General features: G+C 49.5%; 20 protein-coding genes and 2 pseudogenes. All 22 read left to right on the top strand.

The window, feature by feature from the left end; genetic code table 11:
• Positions 1-58: 58 nt before the first annotated feature.
• Complete coding sequence (locus LQE92_RS09910) at positions 59-1,636, top strand: ATP-binding protein (RefSeq protein WP_231062809.1); 1,578 nt, start codon at positions 59-61, stop codon at positions 1,634-1,636.
• Positions 1,633-2,322 (top strand): HAD family hydrolase, encoded by a 690-nt coding sequence (locus LQE92_RS09905; RefSeq protein ID WP_231062808.1) that lies wholly within the window; start codon positions 1,633-1,635, stop codon positions 2,320-2,322. Before LQE92_RS09910 ends, LQE92_RS09905 begins: the two co-directional genes overlap by 4 nt.
• A gap of 38 nt (positions 2,323-2,360) precedes the next feature.
• Positions 2,361-3,467: a DUF362 domain-containing protein gene (locus LQE92_RS09900; protein WP_231062807.1), complete on the top strand. Its 1,107-nt coding sequence runs from the start codon at positions 2,361-2,363 to the stop codon at positions 3,465-3,467.
• A 4-nt stretch (positions 3,468-3,471) separates the two neighbouring features.
• Positions 3,472-4,770 carry a nickel pincer cofactor biosynthesis protein LarC gene (gene larC, locus LQE92_RS09895; RefSeq protein ID WP_231062806.1) on the top strand — a complete coding sequence of 433 codons (1,299 nt, stop codon included), beginning with the start codon at positions 3,472-3,474 and terminating at the stop codon, positions 4,768-4,770.
• 62 nt (positions 4,771-4,832) lie between these two features.
• The gene (larE, locus tag LQE92_RS09890) at positions 4,833-5,645 is read left to right on the top strand and encodes an ATP-dependent sacrificial sulfur transferase LarE (protein WP_231062805.1); all 813 of its coding nucleotides are present in this window, start codon (positions 4,833-4,835) and stop codon (positions 5,643-5,645) included.
• A 35-nt stretch (positions 5,646-5,680) separates the two neighbouring features.
• Positions 5,681-6,430, top strand: a complete 750-nt coding sequence (larB, locus tag LQE92_RS09885) for a nickel pincer cofactor biosynthesis protein LarB (RefSeq protein WP_231062804.1) — start codon at positions 5,681-5,683, stop codon at positions 6,428-6,430.
• A gap of 48 nt (positions 6,431-6,478) precedes the next feature.
• On the top strand, positions 6,479-7,402 hold the full coding sequence (locus tag LQE92_RS09880) for an AAA family ATPase (protein WP_231062803.1): 924 nt from the start codon (positions 6,479-6,481) through the stop codon (positions 7,400-7,402).
• A gap of 40 nt (positions 7,403-7,442) precedes the next feature.
• On the top strand, positions 7,443-9,206 hold the full coding sequence (locus tag LQE92_RS09875; RefSeq protein ID WP_231062802.1) for a cobaltochelatase CobT-related protein: 1,764 nt from the start codon (positions 7,443-7,445) through the stop codon (positions 9,204-9,206).
• A 58-nt stretch (positions 9,207-9,264) separates the two neighbouring features.
• Positions 9,265-9,777: a GNAT family N-acetyltransferase gene (locus tag LQE92_RS09870; RefSeq protein WP_231062801.1), complete on the top strand. Its 513-nt coding sequence runs from the start codon at positions 9,265-9,267 to the stop codon at positions 9,775-9,777.
• Positions 9,778-10,583: 806 nt separating this feature from the next.
• Entirely contained in the window at positions 10,584-12,503 is a 1,920-nt protein-coding gene (gene tet(32) / locus LQE92_RS09865) for a tetracycline resistance ribosomal protection protein Tet(32) (RefSeq protein WP_002602099.1), read from the top strand.
• 81 nt (positions 12,504-12,584) lie between these two features.
• Positions 12,585-13,039 (top strand): annotated as a pseudogene (locus tag LQE92_RS09860) (helix-turn-helix domain-containing protein).
• A 213-nt stretch (positions 13,040-13,252) separates the two neighbouring features.
• Positions 13,253-14,020 carry a class I SAM-dependent methyltransferase gene (locus LQE92_RS09855; protein ID WP_002602097.1) on the top strand — a complete coding sequence of 256 codons (768 nt, stop codon included), beginning with the start codon at positions 13,253-13,255 and terminating at the stop codon, positions 14,018-14,020.
• A gap of 204 nt (positions 14,021-14,224) precedes the next feature.
• Positions 14,225-14,671, top strand: coding sequence for an RNA polymerase sigma factor (locus tag LQE92_RS09850; RefSeq protein ID WP_002602096.1), 447 nt, complete (start codon positions 14,225-14,227; stop codon positions 14,669-14,671).
• Positions 14,661-14,864 (top strand): helix-turn-helix domain-containing protein, encoded by a 204-nt coding sequence (locus LQE92_RS09845; protein WP_002602095.1) that lies wholly within the window; start codon positions 14,661-14,663, stop codon positions 14,862-14,864. Before LQE92_RS09850 ends, LQE92_RS09845 begins: the two co-directional genes overlap by 11 nt.
• Before the next feature lie 533 nt (positions 14,865-15,397).
• Positions 15,398-15,796 (top strand): plasmid mobilization protein, encoded by a 399-nt coding sequence (locus tag LQE92_RS09840; protein ID WP_002602094.1) that lies wholly within the window; start codon positions 15,398-15,400, stop codon positions 15,794-15,796.
• Complete coding sequence (locus LQE92_RS09835; protein ID WP_002602093.1) at positions 15,768-17,390, top strand: relaxase/mobilization nuclease domain-containing protein; 1,623 nt, start codon at positions 15,768-15,770, stop codon at positions 17,388-17,390. Before LQE92_RS09840 ends, LQE92_RS09835 begins: the two co-directional genes overlap by 29 nt.
• Positions 17,391-17,576: 186 nt before the next feature.
• Complete coding sequence (locus tag LQE92_RS09830; RefSeq protein WP_006058351.1) at positions 17,577-17,768, top strand: hypothetical protein; 192 nt, start codon at positions 17,577-17,579, stop codon at positions 17,766-17,768.
• A complete protein-coding gene (locus LQE92_RS09825) occupies positions 17,758-18,516 on the top strand; it encodes a phage replisome organizer N-terminal domain-containing protein (protein WP_002605636.1) in 759 nt (252 codons plus the stop codon). Before LQE92_RS09830 ends, LQE92_RS09825 begins: the two co-directional genes overlap by 11 nt.
• Positions 18,513-19,370, top strand: a complete 858-nt coding sequence (locus LQE92_RS09820) for an ATP-binding protein (protein ID WP_002605635.1) — start codon at positions 18,513-18,515, stop codon at positions 19,368-19,370. The genes LQE92_RS09825 and LQE92_RS09820 overlap by 4 nt, the downstream gene beginning before the upstream one ends.
• Complete coding sequence (locus LQE92_RS09815; protein WP_002605634.1) at positions 19,367-19,549, top strand: transposon-encoded TnpW family protein; 183 nt, start codon at positions 19,367-19,369, stop codon at positions 19,547-19,549. Before LQE92_RS09820 ends, LQE92_RS09815 begins: the two co-directional genes overlap by 4 nt.
• Before the next feature lie 100 nt (positions 19,550-19,649).
• On the top strand, positions 19,650-21,260 hold the full coding sequence (locus tag LQE92_RS09810; protein WP_002605633.1) for a recombinase family protein: 1,611 nt from the start codon (positions 19,650-19,652) through the stop codon (positions 21,258-21,260).
• A 21-nt stretch (positions 21,261-21,281) separates the two neighbouring features.
• Positions 21,282-21,368: pseudogene (locus LQE92_RS14735) on the top strand (Maff2 family mobile element protein); the annotation flags it as partial.
• Positions 21,369-21,508: the final 140 nt, after the last annotated feature.

Raw genomic sequence — 21,508 nt, 5'->3', positions numbered from 1 at the left:
AATGAAACTGTAAAGGATAAAAATCCGTATATAAGAGCAGAAAAGAAGAGGCAGAAACGTGAATATCAAGCGGGCAAAGGAAGAAATCAAGAACACCATCAAAGCATATCTATTAAAGGATGAGTTCGGAGAATATGTGATTCCGTCCATCAGACAGCGGCCTGTTCTTTTGATGGGGCCACCCGGCATCGGGAAGACTCAGATCATGGAACAGACGGCCAGAGAATGTCATGTAGGGCTGGTGGCATATACAATCACCCACCATACAAGGCAGAGCGCGGTGGGACTTCCCTTTATAAAGGAAAAAGAATACGGCGGAAAAGCCTGCTCCGTGACAGAATATACCATGAGTGAGATCATTGCGGCTATATATGATAAAATGGAAAGGACAGGCATTAAAGAGGGGATCTTGTTCATCGACGAGATCAACTGTGTTTCAGAGACGATGGCGCCTATGATGCTCCAATTTTTACAATGTAAGACCTTTGGCAATCAGCAGGTGCCGGAAGGATGGATTATCGTGGCGGCCGGGAATCCGCCTGAGTACAATAAATCGGTCCGGGATTTTGACGTGGTGACGCTGGACCGGGTGAAACGTCTGGATGTGGAGGCAGATTACGGAGTATGGAAGGAATATGCCTACAGGGAAAAGCTTCAAGGGGCTATTCTTTCTTATCTGGATATCCGTAAGGATCATTTTTACCGGATAGAGACAACGGTGGACGGCGTGTTTTTTGCTACGGCGAGGGGATGGGAGGACCTGTCACAGTTTCTTTCCGTGTACGAGGAGCTGGGTCAGCCGGTGGATGCCCAGGTGATCGGACAGTATATCCAGCATCCGAAGATCGCCAAGGATTTTGCCAATTATCTGGAGCTCTATCACAAGTATCACCGGGATTATCAGATAGATGAGGTGCTCGCCGGGCGCGTACAGCCGTCGGTCATTTCCAAGCTTCACTTTGCGGAATTTGATGAAAGGATCAGCGTCATGGGACTTCTTCTGGACAGGCTGGGAGAAGAATTTCGAAAAGCATACCTGCAGGACCGTGTGGTGACGGAGCTGTTCGGCCATCTTAGGTCGGTCAGAGTCAGGCTTGATAAAATGGTGGCAGATACCGGAAATCCGGCAGAGACGGACAGAGAGCTGCGGGATACTGTGCGGTGTCTGGAAGAGGAACGGCAGCTGGCGGAGAAAGCGTTTCAGAGGGACCGGGAGGCGGGGCAGCTTGACAAGCTGTCGGAGATCACGGCTTTTAAAGTCCAGGATAAACTGGAATATATGAAAAAATATGTGATGAACGCAGCAGAGGACACCAAGACAGATACGGGGTTTTCGCTTGTCAGGGAAGCATTTGCGGAGGAGACCCAGGGCCGGCAGGAGCTGCTTGATAAAACAGCGGAAAAGCTTGATTATGCGTTTGATTTTCTGGAGGCAGCCTTTGGACAGGGCCAGGAGCTGGTGGTTTTCGTGACGGAGCTCACGGCGGGATATTACAGCGCCTGGTATATTCAGGAAAACGGCTGCGACCGGTATTACAAATACAATAAGGGGCTTCTGTTCGCGGAAAGACAGCAGGAAATCAGCAGCCAGATAGAAGAAGCGAAGGATTGGATGACGGGGGCGGATCTCATATGACAGAAGCGGTTATCTTTGATATGGATGGTCTGATGTTCGACTCAGAACGTCTGGTGCAGCTATCCTGGACTCTGAGCGGCCGGGCTCTGGGCTATGAAGAGGAAGACCTGGGGCAGAATATCTATCAGACCCTGGGGATGGGAGTAGCCGGCAGGAGGGCTTATTTCCTGGAACATTACGGGGAAGCGTTTCCATTTGATACATTCCGCCGGTATACCAAGCAGTTTTTCTGGGAAAAGGCGGAGGAGGAAGGCATCAGCGTCAAGCCGGGCCTTTATGAGCTTTTGAAGTATCTGAAAGAAAACGGCTATAAGATTGGCATGGCCACTTCTTCCAGCTATGATTATGCGGCAGGAAATCTGGAACGCGCGGGAATCCGGGGATATTTTGACGCCATAGTCTGTGGAAATATGATAGAGAGGACGAAGCCGGCGCCTGATATCTATCAGAAAGCGGCCAGCTTGCTTAGGGAATCGCCGTCCAGCTGCCTGGCTTTGGAGGATGCCCCGAACGGGGTGCTTTCGGCTGTCCGGGCCGGCATGCCCGTGGTCATGATTCCGGACCTTCTGGAGCCGAAACCGGAAATAGAGAGGCTTTTATATGCCAAATGCGGTGATTTGTCGGAGATAATGCCTCTTCTTGAAAAGAAGAGATGTAATGCGGAGGTCCATCCGGTTATATATTGACCAGTTTCAAGGAGATTATGGGAGAAGGAGGAAATTGTATGGAGAAATCCAAAGTGTATTTTACCAGCATGAGAGCAAAGGTGGGGGAAAACCTGCAGATGAAGCTTCAGAGGCTTCTGAGGAGGGCGGGGATTGAGACCATTGATTTTGAGGACAAATATGTAGCGGTAAAGATACATTTCGGAGAAAGAGGAAATCTTTCTTATCTGCGCCCCAACTATGCCAGAACCGTTGTGGATATGATAAAGGAGCTGGGGGGCCGCCCGTTTCTGACCGACTGCAATACGCTTTATATAGGCGGAAGGAAGAACGCACTGGATCATATTGAGACGGCTTACATAAACGGCTTTTCCCCATTTTCCACAGGATGCCATATTCTTATCGGAGACGGCCTGAAGGGTACAGATGATGTGGAAGTGCCGGTAAATGGGGACTGGGTGAAGAAGGCTAAGATCGGCAGAGCGATCATGGATGCGGATATTGTCATCTCCCTGACTCATTTTAAAGGGCATGAAATGACCGGCTTTGGAGGAACTCTGAAAAATCTGGGCATGGGCTGCGGCTCCCGTGCCGGGAAGATGGACATGCACAGCACGGGGAAGCCATATGTGGATCAGGAGCGCTGTATCGGATGTCATCAGTGCGAAAAGATCTGTGCCCATGGCGCGCCGGAATTCCATGAAGGAAAAGCGTCCATTAACCATGAAAAATGCGTGGGCTGCGGCCGCTGTATCGGCGTGTGTCCGAAGGATGCGGTCTGTGCGGCGAAGGATGCCACCAATGAGATTGTGAATCAGAAAATCGCGGAATACAGTCTGGCGGTCGTACAGGGCAGACCACAATTCCATATCAGTCTGGTGGTGGATGTTTCACCCTACTGCGACTGCCACGGTGAAAACGACAGGGCCATCGTTCCCAACGTAGGGATGTTCGCTTCCTTTGATCCAGTGGCCTTGGATGTGGCATGTGCGGATGCGGTAAACGCACAGCCGGTTATTGCGGACAGCATCCTCGGCGAAAGCCATGGGCATGAGGATAGGGACCACTTCGGGAGAGTCAGCCCCAACACCAACTGGAAGGTGGGGATTGACCACGGGGTAAAGATAGGACTCGGAAGCAAAGACTATGAATTGATCGAGGTATGAGAGAATGCTCTATTTAGAATGTTATTCCGGAATCAGCGGAGATATGGCGGTGGCAGCCCTCCTGGATCTGGGGGCCAGCAGGGAAAAGCTGGAACAAGGGCTTGCCAGCCTCAAGGTAGACGGATATGAGATTAAAATCGGGCGGCGGATCAAATGCGGTATCGATGCCTGCAGCTTTGATGTGATACTTTCCGGAAAAGAAGACGGCCAAAGCCATGATTATGCGGAACACAGTCATGGAGAACACGGCCATGAAGGAGAACATATCCATGGAGAACATGCCTGCGGCCATAGCCATGAGGGAGAACACAGTCATGACGGGCACGGCCACGGTGCACATGACCATGTTCATCGAAACCTGGAGGAGATCGCCGGAATCATAAATGGGTCTGGCATGACGGAAAGGGCGAAGAAAACAGCACTCCGTATCTTCCAGATCGTGGCGGAAGCGGAAGGAAAGGTGCACGGAAAGCCGGTGGAGGAAGTACACTTCCATGAAGTGGGAGCAGTGGATTCCATTGTGGATATTGCGGCGGCGGCGATTTGTCTGGATGACCTGGACATAACGGAAGCGGTGGTCTCCGAGATCAGTGAAGGAAGCGGGCATGTCCATTGTCAGCATGGGATTCTTCCGGTTCCGGTGCCGGCGGTGACAGCCATTGCAGAGCGGTACGGACTGTTCCTGAGACCGACGGATACGCGGGGCGAAATGGTGACGCCGACAGGCGCGGCCGTTGCGGCAGGCATCCGTACCAGAGAAGAGCTTCCCTCCTCTTATCGAATTGTGAAGACAGGCATGGGCGCCGGGAAGAAGGACTTTGCAAAAGCAAATATCCTCCGGGCGTATCTGATTGAAGAGAAGAAACAGCCGGAAGCTATGTGGATGCTGGAGACCAATATAGACGATGTCACGGGAGAAGCTTTGGGATATGTGATGGAGAAGCTTTTTCGTGCAGGAGCCAGGGATGTATGTTATGTTCCCGTCTTTATGAAGAAAAACAGGCCGGCGTATTTGATGAAGGTTGTTTGTGATGAAAAGGACAGAGAGCCGCTGGAGGAGCTGATCTTCCTGCATACTACCACCATAGGGATCCGCAGATACCGGCTGGAAAGAACGGTGCTGTCCCGAAAGCTTTTGACAGTGGAAACACCATATGGCCAGGCAATGGTGAAACAAGTATCCAGAGGGGAGATGACGTTTTACTATCCGGAGTACGAGGACGCGGCCCGATATGCAGACGCTTCTGGCATTTCCTTTCAGGAGGCGTATGAAGAAATCCGGAGAGCTGCCGGCTGCATGTGACCGGGAAGGCTCTGGAAAAGCAGAGGGAGCCTGGCCAGAGGAAAGGAAGGGAACAAGAGAAAATGGATGAATACGAACAAAAGAAGCAGATGCTGACCAACATGATACAGAATGCAGTAAAGGAAGGCGTATGCATCGCGTTTTCCGGAGGGGTCGACAGCAGCCTGATTTTGGCAGCTGCCTGCCGGGAACAAAAGAAGAATGGCGGAGTGGTTTTTGGCGTGCTGTTCGATACGTTTCTCCATTCGAAGCGGGATGAAGAGGCGGCAGAAAAGGTAGCACTTGAATGCGGAGCGGATTTTGCTGTGATTCCCGTCAATGAGCTGGATAATCCGGCGATCCTCGATAATCCTGTGGACAGGTGCTACCAATGCAAAAAATTTCTGTTTACCAGGCTGAAAGAATTCGCGGCAGAGCATCAGTGCACTGTTGTGATGGACGGAACCAACAAAGACGATGGAACGGCATACAGGCCAGGGCTGCGGGCACTTTCTGAACTGAAAATCCTGAGTCCTCTTAAGGAAGCCGGCTTCAGTAAAGAAGAAGTACGGCGTTTGGCCGCTGAGTATGGAGTTTCTGTGGCGGAAAAACCGTCCAACTCCTGTCTGGCCACAAGGCTTCCCTATGGTACCAGGCTGGAACCGGAGCTTTTGGGACGGATAGCCGCAGGAGAAAATTATCTGGCGGAGCTTGGCTTCCGGAGTGTCAGAATCCGGGTCCACGGGAATATCACGAGGATAGAGATAGATCTGGACCAGATTTCTTCTTTTATCACATTAAGGGAGGACATCGTAGCCCGATTAAAGGACTTGGGCTTTGTTTATATTACACTGGATGCCGAAGGATTCCGTTCCGGAAGCATGGATTTACTGTGAATGGCAGCCCGTATTAGCTGGACAGGAGAGAGGACATGGAAATAAGAGAAGTTCTGGAACAGGTGAAAAGCGGAGAGCTTCCTTTGGAGGAAGCGGAGATCATGCTGGGCGGCCAGGAGTACGAAGATATCGGCTGCGCTAAGATCGATTTTCACAGAAACAAACGAAGAGGCTTTGGAGAAGTGATTTTCTGCAGGGGGAAAAAGCTCCCGCATCTGGTCCATATCTACGAGACCTTCCGCGACAGGCAGGTGAATGTCATGGGGACCAGAGCCTCAAGGGAACAGTATGACGCCGTGCGGCTTGCGGTGCCTGAGGTGGTATATGATGAGATTTCCGGAGTATTGAAATATGAGCCGTTTCCCATGGAAAGGATGGGCCTTGTGGCCGTATGTACCGGAGGCACCGCCGATATACCCGTAGCGGAAGAAGCGGCCCAGACGGCGGAATTTCACGGAAGTGAGGTCCTTCGGGTATTTGATGTGGGGGTAGCGGGAATCCACAGGCTCTTTTCGAAAATAGAAGAGATAAGGAAAGCGAACTGTATTGTCGCGGTTGCCGGGATGGAGGGCGCGCTGGGAGGCGTCATCACGGGACTGGTGGATAAGCCGGTGATCGCCGTGCCGACCTCCATTGGATACGGCGCCAGCTTCGAGGGGGTAGCTCCTCTTCTCAGTATGCTGAATTCCTGTGCAGAAGGAATGGCTGTGGTGAATATTGACAATGGCTTCGGCGCAGGATATATGGGAGCACAGATCAACAGGCTGATCGCAGAAAGGAAATGAATCACTTAGCCGGACAACGACGGCGGCAGAAGAAAGAGGTGTGCGGCAATGGCAGAAGAGACTGCATTTTTAAAAGAGCAGAAAGTAGATGAAGGGTTGATAGCCGATCTTGAGGCTTTCCGTAAATTATATGATGTGGAAGAGAGTGAAAAGCAGCGTGTGGTGATACCGATGATTCCTTTTTATGGGAAAGACATCCTGGAGCAGGCGATTGCCGCGCTTTTGCAGGGGGAGAATCTGCTCCTTTCCGGCTCTAAGGCCACCGGAAAAAATGTACTGGCGGAAAATCTGGCGTATCTGTTCGGAAGACCCACTTATAATATCTCGTTCCATGTGAATACGGACAGCAGTTCCCTGATTGGCACGGATACTTTTAAGGATAATGAAGTGACTCTGAGGAGGGGGCCCGTATATCAGTGCGCCGAATACGGCGGTTTTGGGGTGCTGGATGAGATCAATATGGCAAAGAACGACGCGGTTTCGGTGCTGCATGCCACGCTGGATTATCGGAGGATTATAGATGTTCCGGGGTATGAAAAGATATCGCTTCATCCGGCCGCCAGATTCATCGGTACGATGAATTATGGATATGCGGGGACGAAAGAGCTCAATGAAGCCCTTGTCTCCAGGTTCCAGGTAATTGATATGCCGCCGGTGGATGAAGCTACTCTGATGAAGATACTGAAGGTGACGTTTCCTGATGGAAAAGACAAGGCTCTGGAACAGTTCTCCGGCCTTTTCCTGGATTTGCAGCTAAAGGCATTCAACGGAGAGATCACGACCCGGCCATTGGATCTAAGAGGGCTTTTGGCATCCATGAAGACCATGAGGAGCGGTCTTCGTCCGGCCCTGGCCGTGAAAATGGGAATCACCAATAAGACCTTTGATATTTTTGAAAAAGAGATCATCGGTGATGTGGTCATGACCAGGATTCCAGACAGCTGGACGGCAGCAGACGTATTTGAGTCCTAGGCGCGGGCAGGAGCGGCAGAAAACAGGAAGAGGTACGGGAATGAAGGAATATTGGGAAAATGAGCATCAGATGGAAGTGGAAAACCGTATCCGGAACCTGATGTGGACCGTCAGCGGCGACTATGATCTGGAAGTTTCTTTAGATGTGGACTCTTTTCAGAAGTCCAAATATATCTCTTTGTATGATGCGGTCAAACAGGGGGCCTTTGCCAGATATTTTGACAAGGACGCCCTGGCCCTTTACGTGCTGAAAAAGACATTCTTAGGGGCAGAGCAGAAAAATCTGATGAGGCTGGCCCAGACTTGTGTAGACGCGGCAGTCCACAGAAAAGTTGAGGAAGAGCGAAGCGGTGTGCGGGAGATCCGCCGGCAGGCATTTACCGACATTTTGGAATATGGCGGCAGAAGACTGGCGGAGTCCATGACCGGTATGCTGAGAATAGCGTATATAAAAAAGGCTCTGGCGCCGGAATACCGGACGACCAGAAAGCTTGAGCAGGCGCTGACTGACGTGCTGAGCCTTGAGGAAGCTTCCGATACCATGGATATCATCCGGGTGGTAGACGGCTTGTATAACCGTCTTCTGGACAGGAGCTTTGAGGAGAAACAAGGCGGTCTGGACGAGGTGCTCGCTGTGACCCTGGAGGAACTTGCAGAGTTTGGCTGGAGGGACTTTCTGAAGGAAAACGCTTCCGAGGAGAGCTTTGACGATTATATGAAGCGGGTTTCCCGGGCTATGACGAGGACGGCCCAGGAGGATGAGGAGGAGAAAAGGGAAAGGAATACCCATATAGTCCGGGTAAAAGAAGAGGATCTGCAGAAGGTGTATTCGTATGTGGAGCTTAACTTCGGAAGGTCCTATTTGAGCCGTTTGGAAGGAAAGCGGCTGGATTATCAACTGTGCCGGGGAGCCCATGGAGACTGCAGCCTGTATTTTACGGAAGGGATTCTGAGAAGCCCGGTGAAAAATAACTATCAGTACCAATACGCTCTGCGGCAGGCGGAGCAGAATAAAAGAGTATATTATCAGAACCATAATCTGGCCAGGAAGAATATAACGATCCTGACGGGAGTTCTGAAACAGGCGCTTATGCGGCGTAGCGAAATGGAATACGTCAGAGATGACCACGGCCATGTGACGCCGAATCTGCTCTGGAAGGTGGGAAGGACAGAAGACAAGAGACTCTTCACCAGGACGATTAATCGGAATTCGACTGACTTCGTCGTGGATGTGCTGATCGACGCCAGCGGCTCCCAGAGAGTAAGGCAGCCGAAGGTAGCCTTGCAGGGATATATCATCAGCAGGGCGCTGAGCGGCGTAGAAATCCCCCACAGGGTCATGAGCTTCTGTACCTTTTGGGATTATACGGTGCTGCACCGTTTTCGGGACTATGAAGACGATAAATCCGCAGATAAGAATATCATGGAATACACGACCTCGTCCAACAACCGGGATGGTCTGGCCATTCGGGCGGCCGCGGACGGGCTTTTAAAGCGGCAGGAAGAAAATAAGATCCTGATCGTATTAAGTGACGGAAGGCCCAACGACATAATCGTGAACAGACCGAACAGTAAAAACCCTCACACCTACGGTGGAGAATACGCGGTCACAGATACGGCCAGGGAAGTGCGGCATGCCAGGAACATGGGTATATCTGTCCTTGGAGTGTTTGCGGGGAAAGAAATTGACCTGAGCGCGGAGAAAAAGATATTTGGAAAGGATTTTGCCTATATCCGGGATATCGCCAATTTCTCCAATGTGGTGGGAACTTATTTAAAACGGCAGCTGGATGCGGACAGCTGAAGCAGATCACACAAGAGGAAGATAACAGCAAAAGTACAGGAAGAGAGGAACGTAAAAAGTGGAAAATAAACTGGAATTTCGTTTTGCGGAGGAAAAAGATACGCCGCTGATCTTATATTTTATCAAGGAACTGGCAGTATATGAGAAGATGCTTGAGGAGGTAGTAGCTACCGCAGAGACGCTTGAGGAATGGATCTTTCAGAAGAAAAAGGCGGAAGTGTTTTTCGCCGTGGCGGACGGAAAAGAAGTGGGATTTGCCCTGTTTTTCCATAATTTTTCTACCTTCTTAGGAAAAGCGGGTCTCTATCTGGAGGATCTGTTCATCCTGCCGGAATACCGGGGAAAAGGATATGGAAAGGCAATCTTTAGAAAATTGGCGCAGATTGCAGTGGAGAGGGGATGCGGTAGGATGGAATGGTCCTGTCTGGACTGGAACAGCTCCAGCATCCGTTTTTACCGTTCCCTGGGAGCAGTGTCCATGGACGAGTGGACGACGTACCGGCTGGCGGGAGACGCCCTGGAAAAATGCTCATGTACGGTAAGGAAGCAAGCAACCGAAAACAAGAGATAGACCGCCAGCACTACACTATTCCGAACCAAAGACCAAAAGATAAGCATTGTGGGAAAATCTAAACTTTTGGATTTTCCTACAATGCCGACTACGGCGGAATCCTTCCCACTCCTTATATCTTTATTTCCGTATACATTGAATTTGTATTTAGTAAATGCTATAATGTCCCTATTCAAATTATAAATGTGTTGAATTAGTTACATGTACATATTTTTTGTGCCGCATAAATACCCTGTTGAGGTTGTCGTTCTTTGTCCAGATGTGGAAACAATAAAAGGAAGGGAACGATACAGGGAGAAAACAGGCTATTCCGGCTTTACGGTTGAAACCTTATACGATACATTTATGCAGACAACACCACGGATCGGCTTTTGGCTGGACAATTCCAACCAAACACCACAGCAGACAGCAGAAACCATTCTGAACGCCAGAAAGTCGGTATGATTGTTACATATAAGGGGAAGAAAAATTTCTTTTAGGTACTTTCTTTCCTAAAACTAATGTGATATAATAGCATCATTCCAAAAAAGGAGTAAAAAATATGCGGCAAGGTATTCTTAAATAAAACTATAATCAAATAGTGGGAACAAAGGATTATGATAGTCCCTTTTGTGGGGGCTTGGTTTTTTGTACCCAATTTAAAAATACTTTTGCCTTATCAATTTTGACATATCCGAAAAACAGCAATCACAAACAGGTGTATGCTGTATATGTGTATGTCCGCAAATTATAATCCCCAGTGGTAAAAGTATTTTACTGCTGGGGATTTTTATGCCCTTTTGGGGCTGTAAAAGGAGGACAATCACATGAAAATAATCAATATTGGAATTCTCGCCCATGTAGACGCAGGAAAAACAACATTGACGGAAAGCCTGCTGTACACCAGTGGAGCGATTGCGGAACAAGGAAACGTGGATAAAGGAACTACAAGAACAGACACTATGATTTTGGAACGGCAGCGCGGAATTACCATTCAGACAGCGGTTACTTCTTTTTGCTGGAATGATTATAAAATCAATATCGTGGACACTCCCGGTCATATGGATTTTTTAACCGAAGCATACCGCTCTTTATCTGTCCTTGACGGAGCTGTTTTAGTCATTTCGGCAAAAGACGGCGTACAGGCACAAACCCGTATATTATTCCATGCGCTTCAGAAAATGGACATTCCGACAATTATCTTTATAAATAAGATAGACCAAAATGGGATCGACCTGCGGCGTGTTTACCAAAGCATTAAAGATAAACTTACCAGTGATATGATTGTCATGCAGGAGGTTTCCCTGTCGCCAAAGATAACCATGACCGATATTTCTGATTTGGACAAATGGGATATGATTATTTCCGGAAGCGATGAACTATTAGAACGATATGTTGCAGAGGATTCTTTGGATATACAGGAATTACAATATGAAAAGTGCAAAAGAACCAGATGCTGCTCTTTGTTTCCTGTTTATCATGGGAGTGCAAAAGACAATTTAGGAACAGAAAAACTGATTGAAGCGATTACAGAAACTTTCATTACAGAAACAGACGATATTCAGTCTGAATTATGTGGATATGTTTTTAAGGTTGAGTATACAGAGCGGAAAAAACGGCTTTCTTATTTACGCCTGTATCATGGGACGCTCCATTTACGGGATACCCTGCTGCTGTCAAAAAAGGAAAAAATAAAGATTACAGAAATGTGTATTCCGTCAAATGGTGAAATCGTCCCGGTTGACCATGCCTGTCCGGGAGAAATTGTTATTTTAGCTGATGATACTTTGAAACTGAACGACATTCTGGGAAATGAAAAACTCCTGCCTCACAAAACACGGATTGATAATCCCATGCCATTACTTCGGACAACGGTAGAGCCGCAAAAGCCGGAGCAAAGGGAAGCCCTGTTAAATGCCCTCACAGAGATTGCTGATACAGACCCTCTTTTGCATTTTGACATTGATACTGTTACACATGAGATTATATTATCTTTTTTGGGAAAAGTACAGTTAGAAGTTATTTGTTCGCTATTAGAAGAAAAATATCATGTGGGCGTGGCTATGAAAGAGCCTTCGGTTATTTATCTGGAAAGACCGCAAAAAAAAGCGAGCTACACGATTCATATTGAAGTGCCGCCGAATCCGTTTTGGGCATCTATTGGTTTGACTGTAACACCGCTTCCTGTTGGAAGCGGAACACAATATAAAAGCGAGGTATCTCTCGGCTATTTAAACCAAAGTTTTCAAAATGCCGTCATGGAGGGTGTGCGTTATGGAATGGAGCAGGGCTTATATGGCTGGGGAGTGACAGACTGCCAAATTTGTTTTGATTATGGAGTTTATTACAGCCCGGTCAGCACCCCCGCTGATTTTCGTTTTCTTGCGCCTGTCGTGTTGGAGCAGGCATTGAAAAAAGCAGGAACACAACTGTTGGAACCATACCTTTCCTTTACCCTTTTTGCACCGCAGGAATATCTTTCACGGGCTTATAATGACGCACCAAAGTATTGCGCAATCATTGAATCAACCAGACTTGAAAAAGATGAAGTTATTTTTAAGGGGGAAATCCCTGCCCGTTGTATTGGTGAATATAGAAATGATTTGAATTTTTATACAAATGGAAGAAGTGTCTGCATTACAGAATTAAAAGGGTATCAGGAAACTTCCGGCGAGCCTGTGTTTCAGCCACGCCGCCCGAACAGCCGTTTAGACAAGATCCGGCATATGTTTCAGAAGATAATGTAACATCTTGCGCAATGCAAACGTTCATTGCTGGCTATTGCGAAATATCATTGATAAAATCAGCATCAGAGAGGAGGAACCATTTTGAACCAGAAACAGACGGATATTACAACAGGAAAGCAAATACGTCATCTGCGAACACAATCGGGAATGACACAGGAAGAACTGGCTGGGAAATTGAATGTTACCCGGCAGGCGCTATCGAATTGGGAGAGAGATGTTAATGAACCCGATTTAAATACGTTGAAAAAAATTTGTTTTCTTTTTGGAGTCCACATGGACGATTTTGCGAAGGAGGTAATAACAAAAATGGAAACATGTGAAAAAAAGAGAAACGACAATTTAATAAGTATGATATGGCAATTGGACTTTTTTATGGTGTCGGGATATTTCTTGGCATTGGTATTTTCTTTGTTGGCGGTTTTATGACAATGTCGGGTGCAGGGTGGGGAGCATCACTATTTGGCGGTGGCTGTTTTTCTCTTGTATTTGGCTTGATATGCCATGCAGTTATTACATTGAGAAGAAATGACAAATGATGACATATCCTGCTTTCTAGTCTTTTCGGTCATATCGCGTAAAAAAGCCGCTGCTTTTGGCTTTCCAATAGCGGCGGCAAAGGGAAATATCCTTTGAATACCTTACAGAAGAAAAGTTTTGCAGCATTATAAAAATAAAAGCCTATACCATTTTGGAAAGAAAAGATACATAATAGTCAAGACGGCAACAATCAGAAGTTATGGAGGGTAACAATGGAATATAGTAAGGAAGATTTAATGGAAGCAAAAAGGCAAATTTTGGGAGTGGGAGAGAACATGGGAACAGAGGAAAGCAAAAAGATCTGGGAGAAAAACGCACAATTTTGGGATGATGCAATGGGTGACGAATCCAATGAATTTCACAGAGAGGTAGTACGTCCCAAAGTAACGGAACTTCTCTCTCCTGATCCTTCGGATTACATTTTGGATATTGCGTGCGGCAATGGAAATTATTCTTCGTATCTTGCACAGAGAGGCGCTTCGGTCGTCGCTTTTGATTACAGCAAAAAAATGATAGAATTGGCTAAAAGACGGCGATCACAATATGCAAAACAAATTGAGTTTTGCGTAGCGGATGCGACCAATAGAGAAAGCTTATTAGGATTAAAAAGAAATCGAGCCTTTACGAAAGCAGTTTCTAATATGGCAATTATGGATATTACGGATATTGAACCGCTTTTTATGGCTGTTTATGAACTATTGGAGGAAAACGGGATTTTTGTCTTTGCAACGCAGCACCCTTGTTTTATCACATTGACTGAAAAATATATGACACCGCACAGTTACTATGATATAGCGATCGAAGGGCAGCCGGAGGAGCAGATTTATTATCATCGTTCCATACAAGATATTTTTAACCTTTGTTTCAGAGCTGGATTTGTCATTGATGGATTTTATGAAGAATGTTTCAAAAACAATAAAGAAATTCCTATGGTAATGATAGTAAGGCTTAAAAAGGTAAAACGTGATAGCTTAAAATAAATTCAAGTTTGCCGGATAAATAGCAAACCCGGCCGAGCCAGTCAACGGTCAAGATGAACGGGCTTCGCCCGCCGTTGACAGCCCCGCCCGGTTTTGCAGTTAGGCAGTCAAGGAGCGACAGCCTAAAGTGCTGCCGCCCCTTACTATCATAAAAAGCAACTACTAACCAGCCACAGCCCTTTTGGGAGGAAAGGGGGATTTTCCATGACCTGTACAGAAGAATATCGGGAACATATCGAGTACACTTTCCATGCCTTTTGCAAAGTCGTTATCCGAAATGCAACGATCAACGCAGCGAGGACACGGAGCAGGAAGCACAAAAGAGAAATATCCCTTGAATACCTCACAGACGAAAAGCACTACCCTTTAGGCACGACAGATGAATATTTCCAAGCCCCGGAGCCGGACGAGGAATACATACTTACCCTTTGCGGCGATACGGTCATTTTCAGCAGCGGTTTACTTGCGGAAGCCCTGTCACGGCTGGACGAACGGGAGCGGGAAATGATTTACCTGTCCTTTTTCAAGCGTATTCCACAGCACGAAATTGGCAGACAGTACGGGCGCAGCCGCAGCACAGCGGGCTACCATATCCGAAAAGCCCTACGGCAGCTCCAAGCGGAAATGGAGGGAATGGCATATGAGAAATAATAGGCTTCTCCCCTATGAAACAATCGTCCAAGCCGCCAGCGGGGAGCCGGAAGCGGTGGGAACTGTATTGCAGTATTACCGCCGCCGCATACAATGTGCCGCCCGTGTGAATGGACGGGTAGACCAAGATACAGAGGACTACATCACCCAGACGCTTCTCACAGCTATTTTCAAGTTCCGCTTTGGGAGATAGCCCTACCGCCTACAACTGAATAACCGCCGCTTCGCCGGCAACCAGAAAGCAGTAAATCTATTCAACAGATTTGCTGCTTTTTTTCGTTCCTGTTTGGCATTTTTGAAAATCCCCAGTATGAAAAAACAAAAGGGAAAATAGCCGCCGCAGTTGGCAAAATCCCTTACTTATCCGTAGAGGGTATCAAAGAAAAAAATACTGCCATTGTCCGCCTATTCCGGCTTGCGTGGTGTTGTAGGGAATAGAGGGGAAATTCTAAAAATCTCCGTCCATTTTGCTTTGCGTGGTGTTGTAGGTAGTGAAAGGAAAATTTTCAAGATAAGCCGGAATAGCGGGTAGCAAAGCCCTTTTGAAACGTTTTGTTAGCGGAAAGGACGGGAGCCGGGGAACGCCGGAGTTTTTCAGAGCAAGATTCTACCGAGGTGCCAAAATTCGCTCTCCGCTTATTTTTGCCCCTGCGGGAATCTTGTTGGGGAGTGCCTTCCCCAAACCCTGCTATGCGCCCTGTCGGGCGAGAAAGGAGGTCACAGACCATGCGAAAGAAATACAATACGCCCCACCGCCGTCATGTGGTAAAGACCCGCATGACCGATGAAGAATACGCCGACTTCACCGGGCGGCTGGCGGCTTATGAAATCAGCCAGTCCGAGTTTATCCGGCAAGCCATACGGAAAGCGACCATACGCCCCATTGTCACCGTTTCCCCGGTCAATGACGGGCTGCTTGCCGCCCTCTCCAAGCTCACGGCAGAGTACGGGAAAATCGGCGGCAACTTAAACCAGATTGCCCGGAGCCTGAACGAATACGGAAGCCCCTACCGGGGGCTGGAAAAGGAAGTGCGGGGAGCCGCCGCCGACCTTGCCGCCTTGAAGTTTGAAGTCTTGCAGAAAGTAGGTGAAGCCGTTGGCGATACTCAAACATATCAGCTCTAAAAATGCCAACTACGGGGACGCTGAAAAATACCTCACATTCGAGCATGACGAGTTTACCATGAAGCCCACCCTTGACGCAGACGGGCGGCTCATACCGAGGGTAGACTACCGCATATCCTCTCTGAATTGTGGCGGGGAGGATTTTGCCGTTGCCTGTATGCGCTCCAATCTCCGCTACGGCAAGAACCAGAAACGGGAGGACGTAAAGAGCCACCACTACATCATCAGCTTTGACCCACGGGACGGCCCGGACAACGGCTTGACCGTTGATCGGGCGCAGGAGCTGGGCGAGAAGTTCTGCGCCGAGCATTTCCCCGGACACCAGGCCCTTGTCTGCACCCACCCGGACGGACACAGCCACACCGAAAATATCCATGTGCATATCGTCATTAACAGTCTGCGGATTGCGGAGGTTCCCATGCTGCCCCACATGGACAGGCCAGCGGACAGGAAAGCAGGCTGCAAGCACCGCTGTACGGACGCAGCTATGAACTATCTGAAAGCCGAAGTCATGGAGATGTGCCACAGCGAGGGGCTTTACCAGATAGACCTTTTGAACGGCAGCAAAGAACGCATTACCGAGCGTGAGTATTGGGCGCAGAAGAAAGGACAGGCTGCCCTTGACAGAGCCAACGCCCCTATTGCTGCGGACGGTATCGCGCCCCGGCAGACCAAGTTTGAAACGGATAAGGCGAAGCTGCGCCGGACTATCCGGGAAGCCCTTGCCGCTGCTTCCGGCTTTGATGAGTTTGCCGCCCTGCTTCTCCGGCATGGTGTGACCGTCAAGGAGAGCCGGGGGCGGCTAAGTTACCTCACGCCGGACAGGACGAAGCCAATTACCGCCCGGAAGCTGGGGGACGATTTTGACCGGGCTGCTGTCCTCTCCGTTTTGGAGCAGAACGCCGCCAGAGCCGCCGAAAAACCCGCAGCCATAGCGGAATACCCCGGCAGTATCAAAGACCGCTTACGGACGAAAAAAGAAGCGAAAAACGCCCCGAACAATGACGCTGTACAGCGCATGGTAGACATAGCCGCCAAGCGAGCCGAGGGGAAAGGACGGGGCTATGAGAAGTGGGCGACCATGCACAACCTCAAACAGATGTCGGCTACCCTCATGCTCTACCAGCAGTATGGCTTTTCTTCCCCGGACGAGCTGGACGCTGCCATTTCCGCAGCCAACACCGCCACGCAGGAGAGCCTTGCCGGACTGAAAGGGCTGGAAGCCGCTATCCGGGAGAAAAAGGAATTGCAGCGCAACCTTTTGGGCTATATCGGCACGAAGCCCGCCCGTGACGGTCTGAAAGCGCAGAAATCGGAGAAAGCCCGGAGAGCCTACCGGGAACAGCACGAAAGCGATTTTATCATAGCGGACACAGCCGCCCGTTATTTCCGGGAGCATGGAATAACCAAGCTGCCAGCCAGCAAAGCCCTGCAAAGGGAGATTGAGCAGCTTACCGTCCAGAAGAACGCCGGATATAACGACTACCGGGAGAAACGCCAGCGGGCGCAGGAGCTTCAGACAGTCAGACGCAATATCGACCAGATTTTAAGGGGCGCACCGAGCCAGCAGAAAAAGCGTGAACAGGAGCGTTAAAGACCGCCCCGAAATGATACCGAAACCCTACAAAAATACAGGTATGATATGAACCCTTACCGCAATACTCCCCGACTTCCAAACGGGGCTTACAGGGCAGAAAAAGCCCGAAAATGATACCGAGAACATACAGAAAATGCCCCCTATCCCGCTACACCGATAGGAACGGCAGAAAGGAGCTTACCATTGCCGAGAATGAGCAAGAAGCGGCGGCTGGAATGGTCTTTCTTCCTCAACCACCGCAACCGTATCACTTACAACGACCTATGCCGGGGCTGCACCCGTGACTGCAAACAGAGCTTCCGGGCGGTTATCATACTATGCCCTCGCTATTATTCCAAACGCTGGAAAAAGGAGGACGCAGCCTATGGCAGATAACCGCAAATATTACTACCTCAAGCTGAAAGAGAGCTATTTTGACGATGATGCAATCGTTCTGCTGGAAAGTATGCAGGACGGCGTTATCTATTCCAACATTCTCTTGAAGCTGTACTTGAAATCGCTGAAAAACGGCGGGAAATTGCAGCTTGACGAGAATATCCCCTACACCGCCCAGATGATTGCGACCATTACCCGCCAGCAGGTAGGTACCGTAGAGAGAGCTTTGAAAATCTTTATGAAGCTGGGGCTTGTGGAGCCTTTGCCAAGCGGCGCACTCTACATGAGCAACATTGAGCTTTTAATCGGCCAGTCCTCTACCGAGGGGGAGCGCAAGCGCAGGGCGCGGCTGGCTTTGCAGGAACAAAAAGCCCTGCCGCAGACAGGGGCGGACAAATGTCCACCATATCGAGCGGACATTTGTCCACCAGAGATAGAGATAGAGAAAGAGATAGATATAGAAATAGAAAAAGAGAGAGAGTTAGAAACGGGACACCCCGCCCCCGCCGCCTATGGCAGATACCACAATGTCATTCTTTCCGATACGGAGCTTGACGGGCTGAAAACAGAGCTTCCCGGCAAGTGGGAGTATTACATTGACCGCCTATCCTGCCATATCGCTTCCAGCGGGAGGAAATACAAGAGCCATGCAGCCACGATTTTCAAGTGGGCGCAGGAGGACGCAGCCAAGAAAGCCCCGAAAAAGGGCATACCCGATTATACCTGTAAGGAGGGCGAGAGCTTATGACGAATGGATTTGATGAAATGATTTTGAATATGACCGACACCACGCCGGAGCCGGAGGACTACACCGGCGAGGACGGGCTTTTATACTGCGGGAAGTGCCACAAGCCCAAAGAGGGCTATTTCCCCAAAGAAACCGCCGCATGGCTGGGGCGTGACCGCCACCCGGCAGAATGTGACTGCCAGCGGGCAGAGCGTGAGGAACGGGAAGCCGCAGAGAAACAGCGCAGTCACCTTGAAACTGTCGAGCGGTTGAAGCGGCGGGGCTTTACAGACCCGGCTATGCAGGGCTGGACGTTTGAGAACGACAACGGCAAGTGCCCGCAAATGGAACACGCCCATTTCTATGTGGAGAACTGGGAAACCATGAAAGAGCGCAACATTGGCTATCTGCTATGGGGCGGCGTTGGCACAGGCAAGAGCTATTTTGCGGGCTGTATCGCAAATGCCCTTATGGAGCGTGAAATCCCCGTGTGCATGACAAACTTTGCATTGATATTGGGTGACCTTGCCGCCAGCTTTGAGGGCAGGAATGAATATATCTCCCGACTTTGCAGCTTCCCGCTGCTTATCCTTGACGATTTTGGAATGGAACGGGGAACGGAATACGGCTTAGAGCAGGTCTACAACGTGATTGACAGCCGTTACCGCAGCGGCAGGCCGCTGATCGTCACGACTAATCTCACGCTGGAGGACTTGCAGCACCCGGAGGACACCGCCCACGCCCGCATTTATGACCGTCTGATTGAAATGTGTTCTCCTGTCCGCTTTACCGGGAGCAACTTCCGAAAAGCCACGGCGCAGGAGAAAATGGGACAACTGAAAAAGCTGATGAACAGAAAGGAGAGCCGCCTATGACCAACACCCCAAAGAATGACCGCAGCACCCGCCGCCCGGATTGCGTGACGGAAATCCGCATAGGTAATTCTGTCCTTGTCGTTTCCGGCTATTTCAAGCAGGACACCACCGCCACCGCCGCCGATAAAATGCTGAAAGTGCTGGAAGCGGAAGCTGCTACACAAAAATCGGCAATTTGACGGGACGTAAAGAAGCAGAAAGGACTGTACAGCCAGCCCCGGCGTGTGGTATGATAGTCATACGGAATAGTGGGGCTGGCTGTCGGAAATGGAGGACACTATGTTAAGACAGACCACCCGAAACCTTATTACCGCCCTTTATCCGAGATTATCCCACGAGGACGAGCTGCAAGGTGAGAGCAATTCTATTTCAAACCAGAAGCGTATTCTTGAAACCTATGCGAAGCAGAACGGCTTTTCCAATCTGCAATGGTACACAGATGACGGTTATTCTGGGGCGAACTTCCAAAGACCCGGTTTTCAAGCCATGCTTGCGGACATTGAAGCCGGAAAAGTCGGCACCGTTATCGTCAAGGATATGTCACGGTTAGGGCGAAACTATCTGCAAGTGGGAATGTATACGGAAATGATTTTCCCACAGAAAGGCGTCCGCTTTATCGCTATCAATGACGGAGTGGACAGCGCACAGGGCGACAATGATTTTGCCCCTCTGCGGAACATTTTTAACGAATGGCTGGTGAGAGATACGAGCAAGAAAATCAAAGCAGTAAAACGGTCTAAGGGTATGAGCGGGAAGCCCGTCACGAGCAAACCCGTATACGGCTACTTTATGGACGAGGACGAAAATTTTATCATTGACGGGGAAGCCGCCCCTGTTGTGCGGCAGATTTACAGCTTGTGCCTTGCCGGGAACGGGCCGACCAAGATAGCCCGTATGCTCACAGAGCAGGAGATCCCCACGCCGGGAACGCTGGAATACCGTCGGACGGGAAGCACCCGCCGCTACCACCCCGGCTATGAGTGCAAGTGGGCGACCAATACCGTGGTACATATCCTTGAAAACAGGGAGTACACGGGCTGTCTGGTAAACTTCAAGACGGAGAAGCCGTCCTACAAGACCAAGCACAGCGTAGAGAACCCCATTGAGAAACAGGCGATTTTCGAGAACCACCATGAGCCTATCATTGACACCCAGATGTGGGAGCGTGTGCAGGAGTTACGCAAGCAGCGCAAACGCCCGAACCGCTATGATGAAGTGGGCTTATTCTCCGGCATACTCTTTTGTGCCGACTGCGGCAGCGTCCTTTACCAGCAGCGTTACCAGAACGCCACCCGCAAGCAGGATTGTTATATCTGCGGGAGCTACAAGAAGCGTACCCGTGACTGTACGGCGCACTTTATCCGCACCGACCTGTTGACCGCCGGAGTGACCGACAATCTGCGGAAAGTCACCAGCTATGCAGCGAAGCACGAAGCCCGGTTTATGAAGCTGCTGATCGAGCAGAACGAGGACGGGGGCAAGCGCAGGAACGCCGCAAGGAAAAAGGAGCTGGAAGCCGCCGAGAAGCGTATCAGCGAGTTATCCGCTATCTTCAAGCGGCTGTATGAGGACAGCGTGACCGGGCGCATTTCAGACGAGCGTTTCACGGAGCTGTCGGCAGACTATGAAGCCGAGCAGAAAGAACTGAAAGAGAGAGCCGCCGCTATCCGGGCAGAGCTTTCCAAAGCGCAGGAAGCCACGGTAAACGCAGAAAAGTTTATGAATGTTGTCCGCAAGTACACCAGCTTTGAAGAACTTACCCCTACCCTTTTGCGTGAGTTTGTGGAGAAAATCGTTGTGCATGAGTGCAGCTATGACGAGAACGGCACACGCAGACAGGACATTGATATTTATTACTCTTTCGTTGGCAAGGTAGACCTGCCCGAATGACCGCCCGACCTATCCGGCGCAATGCGCAAACGCCGGATAGGAACGGCAAAATTTTTTACACTTCTACTACTTCTTTATCACACATCAGCAAAATGGCGGGGCAGTAAACTGGAGCTTAATCGGAATAAACTAAAAATGATCTCAAAAGGTAATTTTAGTATATACGGCGAAATCTTGGTGCATACTGGAAATGAAGCGAATATTCCATCCGCCGCAGGCGGAGAAAACATTATTTCCAGGAGGTTTTG

It is taken from the genome of Lientehia hominis (assembly GCF_021044755.1).
Lineage (GTDB): Bacteria > Bacillota > Clostridia > Lachnospirales > Lachnospiraceae > Lientehia > Lientehia hominis.
Note: the sequence above shows the minus strand (reverse complement) of the source record. Positions and strands in the feature narration are given on the sequence as shown.